Source organism: Leminorella grimontii (assembly GCF_039789245.1).
GTDB lineage: Bacteria > Pseudomonadota > Gammaproteobacteria > Enterobacterales > Enterobacteriaceae > Leminorella > Leminorella grimontii.
In genome coordinates this window covers 1,093,838-1,108,898 of sequence record NZ_CP146357.1, presented here as the reverse complement: position 1 = coordinate 1,108,898, position 15,061 = coordinate 1,093,838, and the positions used below count along the sequence as shown (strand labels likewise).

14 protein-coding genes are annotated in these 15,061 nt (G+C 54.9%); 3 read left to right on the top strand and 11 right to left on the bottom strand.

Translation table 11 applies throughout. From position 1 onward, the window contains the following. Positions 1-172 precede the first annotated feature (172 nt). On the top strand, positions 173-682 hold the full coding sequence (gene crr / locus V8L73_RS05295) for a PTS glucose transporter subunit IIA (RefSeq protein ID WP_027273963.1): 510 nt from the start codon (positions 173-175) through the stop codon (positions 680-682). 60 nt (positions 683-742) lie between these two features. Here crr and V8L73_RS05290 read toward each other — a convergent pair whose 3' ends face one another. Further along, positions 743-2,077: an ATP-binding protein gene (locus tag V8L73_RS05290; RefSeq protein WP_347254291.1), complete on the bottom strand. Its 1,335-nt coding sequence runs from the start codon at positions 2,075-2,077 to the stop codon at positions 743-745. Positions 2,078-2,083: 6 nt separating this feature from the next. Beyond that, entirely contained in the window at positions 2,084-2,761 is a 678-nt protein-coding gene (locus V8L73_RS05285) for a response regulator transcription factor (protein WP_347254290.1), read from the bottom strand. Between the two features lie 216 nt (positions 2,762-2,977). Between V8L73_RS05285 and V8L73_RS05280 the strand changes: the two genes are divergently transcribed. Further along, complete coding sequence (locus V8L73_RS05280; protein ID WP_036023570.1) at positions 2,978-4,165, top strand: efflux RND transporter periplasmic adaptor subunit; 1,188 nt, start codon at positions 2,978-2,980, stop codon at positions 4,163-4,165. 4 nt (positions 4,166-4,169) lie between these two features. Further along, the gene (locus tag V8L73_RS05275; RefSeq protein ID WP_347254289.1) at positions 4,170-6,143 is read left to right on the top strand and encodes a MacB family efflux pump subunit; all 1,974 of its coding nucleotides are present in this window, start codon (positions 4,170-4,172) and stop codon (positions 6,141-6,143) included. A 63-nt stretch (positions 6,144-6,206) separates the two neighbouring features. Here V8L73_RS05275 and V8L73_RS05270 read toward each other — a convergent pair whose 3' ends face one another. The 9 genes from V8L73_RS05270 to V8L73_RS05230 all read right to left on the bottom strand — a co-directional run bounded on the left by V8L73_RS05270 (position 6,207) and on the right by V8L73_RS05230 (position 15,038). Beyond that, positions 6,207-6,494 carry a type II toxin-antitoxin system RelE family toxin gene (locus V8L73_RS05270; RefSeq protein ID WP_261831196.1) on the bottom strand — a complete coding sequence of 96 codons (288 nt, stop codon included), beginning with the start codon at positions 6,492-6,494 and terminating at the stop codon, positions 6,207-6,209. Next, positions 6,491-6,742, bottom strand: coding sequence for a type II toxin-antitoxin system Phd/YefM family antitoxin (locus tag V8L73_RS05265; RefSeq protein WP_027273969.1), 252 nt, complete (start codon positions 6,740-6,742; stop codon positions 6,491-6,493). The genes V8L73_RS05270 and V8L73_RS05265 overlap by 4 nt, the downstream gene beginning before the upstream one ends. Before the next feature lie 93 nt (positions 6,743-6,835). After that, on the bottom strand, positions 6,836-7,723 hold the full coding sequence (cysM, locus tag V8L73_RS05260) for a cysteine synthase CysM (protein WP_261831197.1): 888 nt from the start codon (positions 7,721-7,723) through the stop codon (positions 6,836-6,838). 29 nt (positions 7,724-7,752) lie between these two features. After that, a complete protein-coding gene (gene cysA / locus V8L73_RS05255; RefSeq protein WP_347254288.1) occupies positions 7,753-8,847 on the bottom strand; it encodes a sulfate/thiosulfate ABC transporter ATP-binding protein CysA in 1,095 nt (364 codons plus the stop codon). Then, on the bottom strand, positions 8,837-9,712 hold the full coding sequence (cysW, locus tag V8L73_RS05250) for a sulfate/thiosulfate ABC transporter permease CysW (RefSeq protein ID WP_347254287.1): 876 nt from the start codon (positions 9,710-9,712) through the stop codon (positions 8,837-8,839). The genes cysA and cysW overlap by 11 nt, the downstream gene beginning before the upstream one ends. Beyond that, the gene (gene cysT, locus V8L73_RS05245; RefSeq protein WP_347254791.1) at positions 9,712-10,545 is read right to left on the bottom strand and encodes a sulfate/thiosulfate ABC transporter permease CysT; all 834 of its coding nucleotides are present in this window, start codon (positions 10,543-10,545) and stop codon (positions 9,712-9,714) included. The genes cysW and cysT overlap by 1 nt, the downstream gene beginning before the upstream one ends. 2 nt (positions 10,546-10,547) lie before the next feature. Further along, positions 10,548-11,555: a thiosulfate ABC transporter substrate-binding protein CysP gene (gene cysP / locus V8L73_RS05240; RefSeq protein WP_347254286.1), complete on the bottom strand. Its 1,008-nt coding sequence runs from the start codon at positions 11,553-11,555 to the stop codon at positions 10,548-10,550. A 466-nt stretch (positions 11,556-12,021) separates the two neighbouring features. Next, entirely contained in the window at positions 12,022-12,318 is a 297-nt protein-coding gene (locus V8L73_RS05235) for a SymE family type I addiction module toxin (RefSeq protein ID WP_347254285.1), read from the bottom strand. Positions 12,319-12,743: 425 nt separating this feature from the next. Continuing rightward, positions 12,744-15,038, bottom strand: a complete 2,295-nt coding sequence (locus V8L73_RS05230) for a hypothetical protein (RefSeq protein WP_027273976.1) — start codon at positions 15,036-15,038, stop codon at positions 12,744-12,746. Positions 15,039-15,061 lie beyond the last annotated feature (23 nt).

Genomic DNA, 15,061 nt, shown 5'->3' with positions numbered 1-15,061 from the left:
CCACCCACAACGCTGCTGCCAAGCGGCTAATTTGGGCCCGAGAAGTATGACAAGATCGCGGGAAATATCCCCACAGGCGATATGAATACTACTCAGGCCCAAAATAACATGTAAAATAGCGGAATGGGCTGGGTGCAAGGCCGTTAAAAATATTATTGCTGAGGAGAAAATCATGGGTCTGTTCGATAAACTGAAACAGCTTGTTTCTGATGATAAGAAAGACGCCGGCAGCATTGAAATTGTTGCTCCGCTATCCGGTGACATCGTCAACATTGAAGACGTGCCTGACGTTGTCTTTGCGGAGAAAATCGTCGGAGACGGTATCGCTATCAAGCCCACCGGAGACAAAATGGTCGCTCCGGTAGACGGCACCATCGGTAAAATTTTTGAAACTAACCACGCGTTCTCTATCGAATCCGACAGCGGCATTGAGCTGTTCGTTCACTTCGGCATCGACACCGTCGAGCTGAAAGGGGAAGGATTCAAGCGCATCGCAGAAGAAGGCCAGCACGTTAAGAAAGGCGATCCGATTATCGAGTTCAATTTGGCCGTGCTGGAAGAGAAGGCCAAATCTACCCTGACGCCGGTCGTTATTTCCAATATGGATGAAATCAAAGAGCTGACCAAGCTCAGCGGGACCGTTGTTGTGGGAGAAACGCCGGTTATCCGCGTTAAGAAGTAAGCACAGAATCACGACAAAAGCGGCGCCAAGAGCGCCGCTTTTGTTTTATGTAGGGGAAAATCAGCCCTGCCATGCAGGCAGCCGAATGCCAATAGACAGGCCGTGAGGCTGACGATTTTTAGCCTCAATGGTCCCGCCGTGCGCATTGACCACCTTACGGGCAATGGCCAAGCCAAGGCCGTATCCTTTCCCTGAAGAAGCAGACTTCACGCGAACGAACGGGTCAAAAATGCTCGATAGCTTATCTTCATCGACGCCCGGGCCTTGGTCATTCACCTGGATCAGCAGCTCCCCTTCCGTATAGAACAGCCCGACCTCAATTCTTTGGCCCTGTTTAGAAAAGCGCAGCGCGTTGCGGATAATATTTTCCACCGCTCTGCGCATCAGCTCGGAGTTACCCTTAACCGTCGACATTTCTCGCGCCTGTTCGCTTGCGTCAAGCGCAATCTCAACGCCAGGCACCTGCGCTTCATAGGTTACATCGCTAACGACGGCTTCTAATAGCCCATAGAGGTCAAAATATTCTTCATCTGAAATGCCGGTGGCGTCGGTGCGCGAAAGCGTCAGAAGCTCGCCTATCATCTTATCCAGACGCTCGGACTCAAGCTCAATGCGTTTAAGTTCGTTCTCAACGTTTTGCGGATTCTGTCGCGCCAGCCCTATCGCCAGCTGTAGCCTGGCAAGCGGCGTTCGCAGCTCGTGAGAAACGTCGTGCAGCAGCGCCTCTCGGGCGCCGACCAGAAGCTTAAGCCGTTCGACCATCGAGTCAAAGTCGCGCGCCATATCACCCAGCTCATCGCGCCGGTTTTTCATGACCGGATAAAGCCGAACGTCGAGATCGCCCTGAGCAACCCTATCAAACCCTGAACGCATCTGCCTCATTGGCCGGGTAAGGTTCCAGGCCAGTACGGCGCTGAACAGGAAGCCACCGATTGCCCCTAACACCAGCAGCGACGGCGGCATGTTGAAAATCAGCACGCGCCCGGTTCGGTCAGGGCGATACTCTTTACGCAGCGCCTCAACGTCATACTTCAGTAAGTAGTATTCTCCATCTCCGCCCCGAATGTGCTCCAGCCGGACGTCGTCCGTCAGTGGAATAAGCGAAACGGCGCCAGGCCGGTCCGTCAGCGGCATCTTGAGCGGAATGACGGCAATGTGGCGCTGATCAACCGCAGGCCAGCCGCCGGTCATGCGGTTAAGTCCGTCAATCCCTTCCGTTTCCAAGACCGATACCGCCGAGGTAAACTGCAGCGACACGATGCGGTTAGCGATACGATTTTCAAACGGCTCTTTTTGGCTGGCGTAGTAATAAAATACCAGCCAAACGGCCTGCGTAATCACGATAAACGTTATCCAGAAACCGATCAGGATCTTCCAAAACAGGCTTTTGCGCATATGTCGTTACCGAATGCGATAGCCGATGCTGCGAACGGTCTCAATAGAGAGCGCATCGCCAGCCACCTGCCCAAGCTTTTGACGGATATTACTGATATGAACGTCAACGCTGCGATCGTAAGCCTCACGCGGGCGTCCTAATCCCACTTCGGAGAGTTCGTCCTTCGACACAACGCGGTCTTTTTCTCGCACCAAAAGCAGCAGCAGATTGAACTCGGAAGCGGTCAGCTCAAAAGGCGTCCCCTTCCATGCGCTGATGCGCTGTGATGAATCAAGCGACAGTTCTCTAAACGTAGCGACGGCGCCGCTCGGCGGCTCAATATGCTCCTCAAAGCGGCGAAGAACGGCGCGCAGGCGCGCCACCAGCTCGCGCGGGTAGCAGGGCTTGGGCACGTAGTCGTCCGCCCCCATCTCCAACCCAATGACCCGGTCGATATTATCGCCTTTGGCCGTCAGCATGATGATCGGGATGCGGCTCTGCTTGCGCACCTTGTTCAATACGTCAATACCGCTCATGTCGGGCAGCATGATGTCTAAAATCATCGCGCCGTAGCGCCCCGATAACGCGCCGTCGACGCCGTCCTGACCGGTCAGGGCCACCGTCGCCGAGAAGCCTTCCGCCGTCAGATACTCTTTGAGCATACTGCCCAGCTCAACGTCATCATCAACCAACAGAATCTGCATGCCGCTCTCCTGATTTTTCTTAATTAGTTAGCGTAGCTCTTATCATTTTGCCCGTTACCGCCCAAGATGCAGCTACTTTTACTTAAACCTTACATTTTATTTATGCCGCCATTACCCTAATGCGGATAAACTCGTTGTACATTGAAGCCTATACTATTTCGTCCGTTCCTATGACGATTGTGGCATTTTACTGACGGCGTTAAGGCAGTCCTTTTTATGCAATTATCCAATAAAAAATTTCGCATTGTTCTGATTATCCTGGGCATCGTCATTATCGCCGGATTAATCAAACACTTCCTTTTCTCCGAGGACGTTAAGCCGGGTTATATTACCTCACCGGTGGTCAAAGCCGATATAGAACAAACCGTGCTGGCCGATGGCTCAATCAAAGCGCTCAAGCAGGTTAACGTCGGCGCGCAGGTTTCCGGGCAGATTAAAGCGCTGCACGTCGAGCTGGGCGATAAGGTAACAAAAGGACAGGCGCTTGCAGAAATTGACGACCTGCCGCAGAAAAACGACCTCCAAAATGCAGAAGCCGGGCTAAAAAGCGTTCAGGCCCAGCGTCAGGCCAAGCTGGCAACGTTGAAAAACAATCAGCTGGCCTTCGACCGCCAGCGTAAAATACTGGCCCGCGGCGTCGGTGCGCAGGCGGATTACGACAGCGCAAAGGCCCAGTTGGACGCCACCAAAGCGGAAATTGAATCTCTCGACGCCCAAATCGTTCAGGCGAATATTGCAGTAGACACCGCCAAGCTCAATCTGGGCTATACCAAAATCACCTCGCCGATTGACGGCGTGGTGGTGGCTATTCCGGTAGAGGAAGGGCAAACCGTTAACGCCGTACAAAGCGCACCGACCATCCTGAAGGTCGCGCAGCTTGACACCATGACCATCGAAGCCCAGATTTCTGAAGCCGACGTGCCAAAGGTCAACATCGGCATGCCGGTCTACTTCACCATTCTGGGCGAGCCGGGCAAGCACTACACCGCCAAGCTTCGCGCGATTGAGCCCGCGCCGGACTCCATCAACAGCGACACGACCACCACCTCAAGCTCCTCCACGTCGACCACCACGGCCATCTACTACAACGGCCTGTTTGACGTTGAAAACCCCGACGGCAAGCTGCGCATATCCATGACGGCACAGGTTTACATCGTGCTCGCACAGGCGAAAGACGCCCTGCTCGTTCCCGCTACGGCGGTAGACAATATAGATAAGGACGGCAACGCCACCGTGCGCGTGGTGGATACATCAGGAAACGTGGTCGATAAAAAGGTGAAAATCGGCATCAACAACAACGTTAACGTCCAAATCCTCTCCGGCCTGGAAGAAGGAGACAACGTTATCGTCAGCGAAGGCGGCGCCCCCGGAGCCTCTCCGGCTCGTATGCGAATGAGGATGTAATTCGATGACTCAGCCGCTGCTCCAGCTTGAAAATATTACCCGGACGTTTCCTACCGGCGAACAGACGGTTACCGTTCTACACGGCATTAACCTGACGATAGGCCACGGGGAAATGGTAGCTATCGTTGGCGCCTCCGGCTCGGGTAAATCCACCTTGATGAATATTCTGGGCTGTCTGGACAAGCCCAGCGCAGGCGTTTACCGCATTGATGGGCGAGAAACCAATAGGCTGCTCCCTGACGAATTGGCAGAGCTTCGCAGAGAGCATTTCGGCTTTATTTTCCAACGCTATCACCTGCTCAGCGCCTTGACCGCTGCGGGTAACGTAGAAATCCCAGCCATTTACGCTGGCACCGAGCGCCAAAAGCGCAAGGCCCGCGCCGCCGAGCTGCTTACCCGACTAGGGTTGCAGGAGCGGATAAATTACCGCCCCAGCCAGCTTTCCGGCGGGCAGCAGCAGCGGGTCAGCATCGCTCGAGCGCTAATGAACGGCGGCCAGATTATATTGGCCGACGAGCCCACCGGCGCGCTGGACACCCACAGCGGTCAGGAAGTGCTGAAAATCCTGAAAGACCTTCATGCACAGGGCCATACGGTGATTATCGTGACTCACGATATGCAAATCGCCGAGCACGCGGAGCGGATCATAGAACTTCGCGACGGCGTCGTCATTAGCGACCGTAGCCACAAAGCGGAAGCCGAAGGCTCCACAAGCTCCACAAATAAGTCAAACAAAGAAGCCAAGCACCGGATAAAAACCAACAACGGCTTAGGCGCGCTGCGCGACCGCTTCGTCGAAGCCTTCAAGATGGCGCTGCTGGCGATGTTTTCCCAGCGCCTGCGCACCTTTCTCACCATGCTCGGCATTATCATCGGCATCGCCTCCGTCGTTTCGGTGGTGGCGCTGGGAGAGGGCTCTCGGCAGAAAATACTATCGGACATCAGCGCCATGGGCACCAGCACGCTGGAGGTCTTCCCCGGTAAAGACTTCGGCGATAGAAAAGCCTCCACTATTCATACGCTAAGAGACACCGACGCCGACGCCCTGAGCCAGCAAAGCTACGTACACAGCGTCACGCCCAGCGTTTCGTCATCAACTACCTTTAGGGTGAACAACCAGGCGGTCACCGGCACCGTAAACGGCGTCGGGCCGCAGTTTTTCGACGTGCGCGGCTATAAAATGGAACTGGGGAAATCCTTTAGTCAGGCCGGCGTTGATGCTTTGGCCCAGGAAGCGGTTATTGACGCCAATACCCGCGAAAAGCTGTTTGGCAAAAACAGCAATCCGATTGGGCAGGTCATTCTGTTGGGCAGCCTCCCCGCCCGCATTATCGGCGTCGCCGAAGAGCAGCAAAGCGGGTTCGGCAGCAGCGAAAGCCTCAACGTATGGCTGCCCCACACCACCGTAATGAAGCGCATGCTGGGCCAGTCCTACCTCCGTAGCATCACAGTGAGAATTAAAGACAACGTCGATATGGACGTCGCCGAGCAGGGCGTCACTAAGCTGCTTACCCAGCGCCACGGCACGCAGGACTTTTTCATTTTCAATACTGACAGCATCCGTCAGACGATTGAAAAAACCACTGCTACCATGACGCTGCTGGTCTCGATGATTGCGGTGATTTCGCTTATCGTCGGCGGCATCGGCGTGATGAACATTATGCTGGTGTCGGTTACTGAGCGAACGAGAGAAATCGGCGTACGCATGGCGGTCGGCGCGCGCGGTAGCGACATTATGCAGCAGTTCCTGATTGAAGCCGTGCTGGTCTGCCTTTTAGGCGGCGCGCTTGGGGTCGGGCTGGCGCTCGGCATCGGCGTAATATTCCACCAGCTGGTGAGCAGCTTCTCGATGATTTACTCCGTCACCTCGATCGTTGCGGCCTTCGTCTGCTCCACGATGATAGGCGTCGTGTTCGGCTTCTTCCCCGCCCGCCGGGCGGCGAGAATGGATCCTATCAACGCGCTGGAAAGGGAATAAATTCATTTCTATCCACCAAAGACGTAAAACCCCGAGCAATTGGGGTTCTGGTGATTTCGCTATCTACCTCATTCGCTCGCTGGCCAAACTATAAACGCCGCTACGATCTCGCTTACCCACCGCAACGACGACAATAATCAGCTCGTCATTAATTACCTGATAGACAAGGCGAAAGCCGGAAGCGCGAAGCTTGATTTTATAGCAGTCCGGCATTCCGTTTAGCTTCGCCGCAGGAATATGAGGCTCCTCGCAGCATTTCTTTAGCTTCTTAGCAAACTGCTGCTGAACGGCTTTATCCAGCTTCTTCCACTCTTTTAACGCATCGCGCCTGAACTTGACGGTAAAACTCATAGGTATGAGTCCAGATCCACCTCAATCAGCGGCTGGTTCTGGCGCTCTTTGACCAATCTCGCCAGTTCCCCGTCGTCTAACGCGTCTAAAATTCTTTCATACAGCTCCGCGGGCACGCAGTAAAACGCGGGCTGGTTACGATTTAAAATTGCCACTGGATATCCTGCTCCTGCATTCACCGTCGCCATAGGGTTCTTTTTTAACTCACTGACACTGGCGCTGATATCACTTAATACTAAATTTGGCATATATCCCCCAAAAAACCTGTTAATCGGTCTTATCCTAATAGCAAAAAGACCGGTTAACAAGTCTCGAAGGGGTTGAGATTGTGATTCTACCTGCTAAACGCTGTCAAACACGCCGGTCGACAGATAGCGATCGCCGCGATCGCAAATCACCGTGACGATAAGCGCGCCGGGGTTCTCTGCCGCAATCTTCAGTGCGCCAGCCACCGCGCCGCCGGAGCTAACGCCGCAAAAAATGCCTTCACGAGTCGCCAGGCGCTTCATGGTGGTCTCCGCCTCGGCTTGCGAAATATCCAAGACCTCATCCACCAGCTCGGCGCGAAAAATTCCCGGCAGATAGCCCGGGGACCAGCGGCGAATGCCGGGAATGCTGCTGCCCTCAGCGGGCTGTAGCCCAATCACGCGCACGCCTTCATTTTGCGACTTCAGATAGCGGCTGACGCCGGTGATGGTGCCCGTTGTTCCCATGCTGGAGACAAAGTGGCTCACCCGCCCCTGCGTCTGACGCCAGATTTCCGGGCCGGTGGTGGAGAAATGCGCATAGGGATTGTCATCGTTGTTGAACTGGTCGAGGATTTTACCTTCGCCTTCTTGCGCCATGCGCGTCGCCAGGTCGCGCGCGCCTTCCATCCCCTGCTCGCGGCTGACCAGCACTAGCTCAGCGCCATAGGCCCGCATAGAGGCCTGCCGCTCGCGACTCATGTTGTCCGGCATGATAAGGCGCAGCCGATAGCCTTTGAGCGCGGCAATCATCGCCAGCGCAATACCGGTATTACCGCTGGTCGCCTCAATCAGCAGATCGCCGGGGCGAATCTCTCCCCGCAGCTCGGCGCGTTCGATCATCGAGAGCGCGGCACGATCTTTTACCGAGCCGGCAGGGTTGTTTCCTTCAAGCTTCACCCAAACCTCGGCGTTAAGCCCTTCCGTCAGGCGCTGAAGGCGCACCAGCGGCGTATTGCCTATATAGTTTTCCAACGTAGACACGAAAACGGTTACTCCCTTAAAGCGACTATTTACGCCGTTTTGGCTAACGGAAACGACGCGTTCAAAGGCCTGTCGCCCGCATAAAGATAAAAACGCCGCGCGCCGATAAAATAGCGGGCGCCCTTTTGCGGCGGTAGTCCGCCGACCTCATTAAAGGTAACGCTAAGCGGCGCTTCCTGCCAGCCTAAAGGTTGAACCGTTAACTGACGGTAGTGCCCTTTTGGCTGCGAATCTACAACGGTCACTGGCAAAACGCACTCCGCCGTAGGCTGTGCGCTAAGCTCGATGTCCCACGGGCGAAGGTAAATTTCGACGTCCCCCTGATGCAAAGGAGACACCGTTTCCGGCCAGACGTACTGTCCTACCCGCAGGTGGTTGCCCTTCACCGCGCCCGCGATTCGGTTTACTTCGCCTAAAAATTCCAGCACGAAGCGGCTCTGCGGCTCGTTCATCACCTCTTCCGGCGTGCCTTCCTGTTCAATTTTTCCCTGACTCATGACCACGATGCGATCGGCGATTTCCATCGCCTCTTCCTGATCGTGAGTGACAAACACGCTGGTGAACTTCAGATCTTCATGCAGGCGACGTAGCCAGGTGCGTAGCTCTTTGCGCACCTGCGCGTCCAGCGCGCCGAAGGGTTCGTCCAGCAGGAGGATCTGCGGGTCGACCGCCAGCGCGCGCGCCAGAGCCACTCGCTGACGCTGACCGCCGGAAAGCTGGGACGGATACCTACCCGCCAGATGGGACAGCTGTACCTTTTCCAACAGCCCTTCCACCTTTTGCCTGATGGCCTGCGGCGACGGACGCTCGCGGCGGGGCAGCACGGAGAGGCCAAAGGCGATATTGTCGAACACCGTCATGTGGCGAAACAGCGCATAGTGTTGAAAAACGAAGCCGACCTTGCGGTCTCGCGCGTGCAGGCGACTAACCTCTCTGTCGTTGATGCGCAGCCCGCCCGAACTCTGGAACTCCAGCCCGGCGATAATGCGCAGCAGCGTGGTTTTTCCTGACCCCGATGGCCCCAGCAGCGCCACCATATCGCCCGAGGAGATATCCAAAGAGATATCGTGCAAAACCTGCGTTCCGTCGAACGTCTTGTTAATGCCTCTGACTTCAATGCTCATTTTCCACCTCCAAAGCGTCGCGCCGCGCCTGGCGAGCAATCCGCCACTGCAACGCGCTTTTTAAGAACAGCGTGGCTATCGCCATCAGCGTCAGCAAGGCCGCAGCGGTAAACGCCGCGGCGGTGTTGTAATCCTGATGCAGCAGTTCAACCTGCAGCGGCAGCGTATAGGTCTCGCCGCGAATAGCGCCCGAAACCACCGACACCGCGCCAAACTCACCGATAGCGCGGGCGTTGGTCAACACCACGCCGTACAGCAGCGCCCAGCGAATGTTCGGCAGCGTCACGCGCCAGAACATCTGCCAGCCGGAGGCGCCAAGCAGAACCGCCGCCTCGTCCTCCTGGCTGCCCTGGCTCATCATTACCGGCACCAGCTCGCGAACCACGAACGGACAGGTAACGAATATCGTCACCAGCGCCATCCCCTGCCATGAAAACATCAGCTGAACGCCGTGATCTTCCAACCAGCCGCCGACTACGCCGTTAGCGCCGTAAAACAGCAGATAAAGCAGGCCTGCCACCACCGGCGATACGGCGAACGGAATATCAATCAGGGTCAGCAAAAGCTGGCGGCCGCGAAACTCAAAGCGGGTCACCAGCCATGCCATCAGGGTGCCGAAAACCAAGTTGACCGGCACGGTAATCAGCGCGATAAGCACCGTCAGCCAAACGGCGTGCAGCATGTCGGCATTCAGCAGGTTGTTCCAGAGCGCCGCCAGGCCGGCGGAAAACGCGGTGACGAAAATCGCCGCCAGCGGGATTGCCAAAAGCAGCAGTGAAAGCGCAACGGCCAGCGTAATCAGCACCCACTTGCCCCAGTTAAAGCGACTGCGAACTGCCGCCTGCTGTAAAATCACATCGGCCATCAGTGCCCTCCTACTCGCTTGCCGTAGCGGCTTTGCAATACGTTGGCGACAAACAGCAGCACCAAAGACGCAGCCAATATCACTGAGGCGATAGCGCTGGCCGCCGCATAGTTAAACTCCTGCAGGCGGATAAAAATCATCAGCGAGGTCACTTCCGTCTGCCAGGCGATGTTGCCCGCAATGAAAATCACCGCGCCAAACTCGCCGAGGCTGCGGGTAAATGACAGCACGACGCCGGTCATCAGCGCAGGCCCGACTTCGGGCAGGATCACGCGTCTAAAGCTCTGCCAGGGGCTTGCGCCCAGTGTCTGCGCAGCCTCTTCGTATTCCGGCCCTAATTCTTCCAGCACTGGCTGAACGGTTCGCACTACGAAGGGGATGCTGGTAAAGGCCATCGCCACCGCGATGCCCAACCAGGTAAAGGAGACCTTGATGCCCAGCGGCGCCAGCCACTGGCCGTACCATCCGGTAGTGGAGAACAGGCTGGCGAGCGTTAAGCCTGCCACCGCCGTCGGCAGAGCGAACGGCAGGTCCATCAGACCATCCAGCAGGCTGCGGCCGGGGAAGCGGTAGCGGGTCAGCACCCACGCCATCAGCATGCCGAACGCCCCGTTAAACACGCTGGCGACCGCCGCCGCCAACAGCGTGACCTTATAGGCCGCCACCACCTGCGGATGCGTCACCACCTGCCAGTATTCCTGCCAGCTCATGCCGGCAAGCTGCATCGCCAGCGCCGTCATCGGCAGCAGCAGGATGATGCAGGTAAACAGCAGGCTGCTGCCCAGGCTTAGCGAGAAGCCCGGCAGCACGCGCTTAACGGAGGTCGACAATATCATCAGCGTTTATGCCCCGCGCTCAGCAGTTGATCCAGTACGCCATCGGTGGCGAAGTGCTCGCTCATGACCTTATTCCAACTGCCGAACTGCTCTTCGACTTTGAACAGCTTCACGTCAGGGAACTGCGCCTTGGCCGCCTTCATTGCCGCCGGGTCGTAAACGCGATAGTAGTAGCGGGTAAATACCGCCTGCGCCTGCGGGCCGTACAGGAAGTTCAGGTAGGCCTTCGCCTGCTTTTCGGTACCGTTACGCTCGACGTTTTTGTCAATCCAGGCGACGGGGAACTCCGCCAGAATGTCCACCGGCGGTACGACCACGTCATAGTCGGCTTCGCCGTACTGTTTGCGGATGTTATTAACTTCGGACTCAAAGCTAATCAGCACGTCACCCAGGCCGCGCTCGACGAACGAGGTGGTAGCACCCCGACCGCCGACGTCAAACACCGCCACGTTGCTTAAGAATTTGGTCATCCAGTCGCGGGTTTTCTGCTCGTCGCCCTTGTTGGCCTGCGCGGTCGCGCCCCAGGCGGCTAAGTAGGTGTAGCGGCCGTTGCCGGAAGTTTTCGGGTTGGGAAACACCAGCTTCACGTCGTCGCGCACCAGGTCGTTCCAGTCATGGATGTTCTTCGGGTTGCCTTTGCGCACCAGGAGCGCCATGGTGGAGTAGTAAGGCGAGCTGTTGTTGGGCAAGCGCGCCTGCCAGTCTGCCGGGATCAGGTTCCCCTTGTCGTGCAGGATCTGGACGTCCGTCACCTGGTTGTAGGTCACCACGTCGGCCTTCAGCCCCTGTAAAATCGCCAGCGCCTGCTTGGAGGAACCCGCGTGAGACTGCTTGATGGTCAGCGTTTCGCCGGTTTGTTCCTTCCACGCCTTCTCAAACAGAGGATTGATATCAACGAACAGCTCGCGGGCAATGTCATAAGAGCTGTTTAACAGCTCGGTCGCAGACGCCGTTCCCGTCGCCAGCAGCGCGGCCAGGGCCCAGCCTTTCAGAATCGTTTTTTTCATATGCGTTCTCACCGTGATTAAGAAATGGCGTTGGGAACCAAAACTTCAGACTGATGACAAACCGTCCTAATGAGCTTCTGAGGATATTCCGGCCGAAAATACAGCCTACCTATATCACCATCGAACTCGGCCGGAAGGGCGCTTGGATTAAGCTTGGGAGCGCGGCGGGCCTAGCCCTCCTAGGGGCGCTTCGTTGGCTTACGCCAAGTCGACCCCAACGGAGGCCTCTCCCGCCGTTTGACTCCGTAAGTTTTATTCAAGAGCCTTGTCAATATTCTGAGCATTGGAACCAACGCTTCATAAGTCACAGTGTATGGCCTGATTTCGCGGGTATATACCGTTTTCATAGACCGTTTGGCACTGAATAAGAGCGAAAAGGCATATGGGGCGAGTGGCGCGGATTACGCGATAGGAAGAGGAAACGGGCGGCATAGGTGCAAAGCCTGCCGCCTGCAAAAATCTAGTCTCAGAGCGCGGCCATGCTCTCTTTCATCCCCTTAAACGCCTTTTCTATCTGCCTAAGCTGCTTGCGCAGTTCCTGCACTTCGTTAGTGTCGGGGATGAGAACAATGCAGTCACCGGCAATCTTTGCCGTAAAGCCGGCGCCAACGTTAAACCCGACCTCCTTAAGCCACTTTCCGCTCAAATGTAGAGAAGGCGTGCTGGCGTCACCCCGACCGGGGAGATAGCCGACGGTGTAGCGGCGCTGGGCTTTAGCGGGAGCTTCGGGTGATGGGGGAGTTTTATTTGGGGTGGTAGCCATGAGGGCATCCTCCAGTATGTAGTGTTTAAGCCACCACCTGAGAGGTCAATCCCATGGGTGGTGGAACCGGACGAGGTTGACCTTACCGGCCATACTGGACACCGGCGCGTCTTGCGACGCCCTCGCCCGGCCCACCATTGAGATGCAGCAAGCCGCACGACACACAAAAAAAAGCGCGGACGCGCTCTGTGTCGCCAGTATGAAAATTCAGGAGGTCAAGCCCGGCGCTTGATTTTGCAAGCGCGGGTAAAAGATAGCGCGATCGGCGGGCGGCGGCAAGAGGGGGATTCTGGGGATGGCTCGCAGAAAGAAGATCTAACTTGTTTGCGGATTGGGTCGGGCCATAAGCGCCTAGCCCACCAGACGTATATCAGCACTGTTCGACCCCAAGCTGACAGTGCCAATATACGTCCGGCAGTTCAGCCCTAACGCACAGAAACTTCCTGTAGCGGCTGGTGATTCTTCCAATCCTTCACTTGAGCAAGATTGTAGAAGATAGGGCGTTTACCTCCTGGTTGCAGCATTTGCAGATTGTCACCTATCACCCGATAACCGTAGTATTTTGCAGGAATAATCATCTCACCCTGTTCGCTGATAACCCCCATTAGCTCGTCTTCTCCGGTTTCGTCGGGAACGACGATGAGCCAAGCGTCAATTTGAGCAATATATTTCAGCGACTTTCCCCGATGCTGGAACAACGTCTGACCCCGTTCATTCACCAAACTGAGTTCGCCGTTATTGCCAATCACGGCAAAATGATTTTTATCGTCAGTGATGTAAATCATTTTTGCTGCCGAGGTCAGTACATTACCCTCTTTATCAAGAAGATATTGTTTTTCTTCTGCATCAGCGACGACAAACGCGCTTTTTTGCCAGTCTATCCGCTTATAGGTTGGCGGCAACAGCCATTTTTGTGCATCCAGGTCGAAAATGCCGTATTTCTCTTTATCGCCAGCCATTGCCAGATGTTGATCAATAATCTCATCGTGTAGTTCTTTGGAATGAAGTAACAATTTTCCCTGTTCGTTAAATAATGACCACCCCATTGCTTCTCGCTCTTTGTCCTCCAGTGGCGCGAAAATAAAAGGCGGCTGTTCGCTAAAGAAGCGATAACGACCATTTTCCGGTTGGGCAATGATCAGATTGCCGTGGTTATCAATAAGTCCTTCGCCAACGGTGAAATAGCGGTCGTCGCTACGGGCATAGCGATCGTGCAGTGATTCATATTTAAACAGGTTTTTTCTCTCCTCGGCGGGTATGGTCGTCGTCGGGATTGTGGATAGATCGAGCTGTTTGAAAACCTGAGCTAAGAGCAGCTTTTCCCGTTTATCACCACTACCTACACCCAATACAAGCGTGAGTCGATCGTCTACTTTAATGAGGTAGTAATAGCTAACAAGACGCCGATCGGTATAGACAAGAAAATTGCCCATCCGCTTTCCTTTAGGCGTATATTTTGAGTTTATCCCTATCTGCTCCTCATCCTTCATCAGCGAATCGATCGACTGGGCGTAGAGTTGTACATAGATATCTTGATTACTATTTTCCGATGGAAACCAAACGGGTGCCGCAATCATGCCGTTTGGGTTAAAAAACCGTTCAGGCTTATGCACCATTAGTTCAACTGCATCCCAAATCGCTTTCTGCACTTTTGCCGTATCAAAGTAGTCGCTGACCTTTGCCTGATATTTCTCCTCCAACGCCTGCTGAGAGAGCTGTAAATCCGCCATTGAGACGGTTTTCTTCCCGCGATAGCGCGGGTCCATCGTGCGCAACACGGTGAACTCCCTGGCTATTTGCTCAGCCGTCGCGGCATTCGCTACGCCGACAAAATAACGCTTGCTGGCTTCATCATATTGAAAATAGAAGGCTTCCAGTTCCCCTTGCGTATTGTAATAAACCGCGCCGTTTTCAGTTTGTAAAAGAATCGGCGTTTGCTTTTTTAGCCGCTCCTCCAGCGTCACATCCCCCGGTTTCCCGTTGAAGATATACAGCGTGCCGCCATGTTTTTCCTGCTTACTGTAGTAGGTGAAAATAGACGTTTCGCCGTCGTCCTGCGAGGCTAGCGGGAACGCATTCAGGTTACAGTTACGGGTGCAGTCCGCCGGCGTGCGGTCGACGAACTGGTTATACATATCGATCGGAATTTTGATGGCGAAGGGCTTGCCGAGAGAAAGCGGGACGCCGATGAAGTCGTCCAGTGAGGGATGTTTAAAATAGTCGATATTTCGGCTCATTTGCGCCCGGTAAGCGCTCTCGCTCTTCTTTTGCTGCTCTTGGCGTTTTATCAGTTCGGACGAGTCTTCGCGAACCTTTTTCAGCGTTATCGTAATTTGGCAAGCATGATAACTACAGTCTATCCCCTTATCCGAAAGCAGACGTAAAGTGCGCCCTTCTCCCTGAGCAATCGTATAGTCAATATCATCAAGCTGAACGCGTCCGTTCTGGATATTTTTCACACTGCTGCTAAACGGGGTGTAGTACGTTACGGTCGAAGGCGTAAAGTTGAAATAATTTTTGCTATTCTGCTTCTTTATTTCTTGGGCAATTTGGCGTTGTTGTTCAGGGCGAACAACGCGATTATCCTGCGGTTTAACATCGCTGTTATCAAATTCAATCTGGATATCATCCGTCAGATAATATCCTTCGTGCGGTTTATCTTTGTTATCGCAGCCTGATAGCAGCACAGCGATAATCAGTACGCCAATGAGTTTTCTCATGTTTTCATCCTTGCAGGTTCTAT